Here is a 1,908-nt window from a genome sequence, read left to right as displayed (position 1 = left end):
ACCAATGACGCAATCGGGCGCCGCGACGCCCAGCCGAGAAACCACCAATGGAGGAGGAGCACGATGAACGATCGCGTTGAGCTCAATCCGGACGGATTGCGCCGTTCCGCAAACGAATTCGACGAACTCGTCGACGAGACCAAGAAGCTGCTGGAGACGTTGAAGTCGAGCTCCGGCAGCAAGGGCGAGGCGTGGGGGGACGACAAGAGCGGGCACAAGTTCGCCGACGGGGACAAGGGGTACATCAAGAACCGCGACAACACCTTCGAATCCCTGTCCAAGGTCGCCGAGGTCTTCGGGGCGAACGCCAAGAATCTCCGTGACTCGGCGACCACGTTCGAGAAGAACGAGCAGGAGCAGTCGAGACTGCGCCCGCAGAATCAGGATCGCGGTGTGCTGCAACGAGAACAGCCTCGGTACTGGCTCCGCAACCGGGACCGCAGCGATGTCCAGGAGGAATCGGGGAGACTCGAAACCTATTCGGCCCCACGGAGATTGCGGCGCACCGAGAGTTCGATACCCGCCACGGATCCGGTGAGTCGGGAGGGTACCGAGCAGCCGAGGGAGGCTCCGCTGGCGCCGCGGCGGTTCGAGCGTTCGATACCGGGCACTGATCCGGTGAGCACGGAGGGTACCGAGCAGTCGTGGCAGGCTCCGCTGGCGCAAAGGGCGGATCTCCCGGATCGCGGTAGGGAGCCTTTGCGTGCGGGGGAGACGGTGCAGGCGCCGATGGCGCGGCGCGCGGACTACCCGAATCGTGGTGTAGAGCCGACGCAGCCGTTGCGTGCGAGGGAAACGGTGCAGGCGCCGATGGCTCGCCGGGCGGATTACCCGAATCGCGGTACGGAGCCGACGCAGCCGTTGCGTGCCGGGGAGACCGTGCAGGCTCCGATGGCGCGGCGGCTGCGGGGCTCGGTGTCGCGGCTGACTCCGGAGGAACACGTCGATTCGCCTCGGCACGAGGTACACGCGCATACGAGGTCTGCGCGGATCGATCGTGCGATACCCGCGTCGAATCCGGTGAGCACCGAAGGTGACGTGCAGTATCCGGAAGGCCAACCGGGCGCCTGAACGATCACGTCACGATCGTCACCCGCTCGACGTTCGTCTCGAACCCGTGCCGGTAACCTCGCCCGGTCGCTCTCGGTTCGATGAGCGTTCACGGCGAGTTATCCTGGCGTGCGAAGAAATGTGAGCGGGCCCGCAGCGATTACCCCGCGAACATGTCTCCCGTAACCGCCGGAATTTCCGCTGTGACGCATTTGTCATGCCTTTATGACTCGTCGGCGGCGCTCTGTTATGCCGGTATTACTCGAATCTGATCGGCATGGTGTTGAATCCCAATTGGTAGCAAATGTTCAGCGCGGCGTTGCGTTACGGCTCGACCTACGATGCGGAGGCCCCTGGTGGTGAATGAACGACTGCAGGCCGATGCCGCGATGATGATGGAGGCGTTCACCGATCAAATGGCGGGTCTCGCGAAGATCCAGCGTGATCGTGCCCGGCTCACCGCGACCGTTACCGCATGTCAGAAGCGAATCAGTGTGACCGTGAATGCCGATGGCATTCTCATCGAGACCCGGTTCGCCGACGATATCGGCGATCTGACCTTCGCCGAGATCGCCGCGGCGATGACCGAGGCGGTGCAGGGGGCCGCCCGGAAGGTGAGCGAGCGGGGCCGGGAGCTGATGGAGCCGCTGCGGGAGCGCAAGGATCGGTTGCCGCCGCTGTCGGCGCTCCTCGAGGACATGCCGGATGTGCGGTCCATGATGCCGGTGGCGCCGAAGGTGTCGACCGCGCCGCCGAACTCCCCGGAACGCCAATACGACGACGAGGGAGCGCGTTTCGGCGATGCGGAGCCGTTCGAACGCCGGTCGATGGTCAGTGATCTCGACAAGTGAGGTCGCC

The 1,908-nt window shown here is 64.6% G+C and carries 2 protein-coding genes; both read left to right on the top strand.

Going from position 1 to position 1,908, the window contains the following annotated elements; genetic code table 11:
* Nucleotides 1–63 precede the first annotated feature (63 nt).
* Nucleotides 64–1,071: a hypothetical protein gene (locus ABZ293_RS28695; RefSeq protein WP_355185644.1), complete on the top strand. Its 1,008-nt coding sequence runs from the start codon at nt 64–66 to the stop codon at nt 1,069–1,071.
* A 335-nt stretch (nt 1,072–1,406) separates the two neighbouring features.
* Nucleotides 1,407–1,901 (top strand): YbaB/EbfC family nucleoid-associated protein, encoded by a 495-nt coding sequence (locus ABZ293_RS28690; protein WP_355185642.1) that lies wholly within the window; start codon nt 1,407–1,409, stop codon nt 1,899–1,901.
* Nucleotides 1,902–1,908 lie beyond the last annotated feature (7 nt).

Source organism: Nocardia sp. NPDC005998 (genome assembly GCF_040614395.1).
Taxonomy (GTDB): domain Bacteria; phylum Actinomycetota; class Actinomycetes; order Mycobacteriales; family Mycobacteriaceae; genus Nocardia.
The sequence above is the reverse complement of the archived record's forward strand: the minus strand, read 5'-3'. Positions and strand labels throughout refer to the sequence as shown.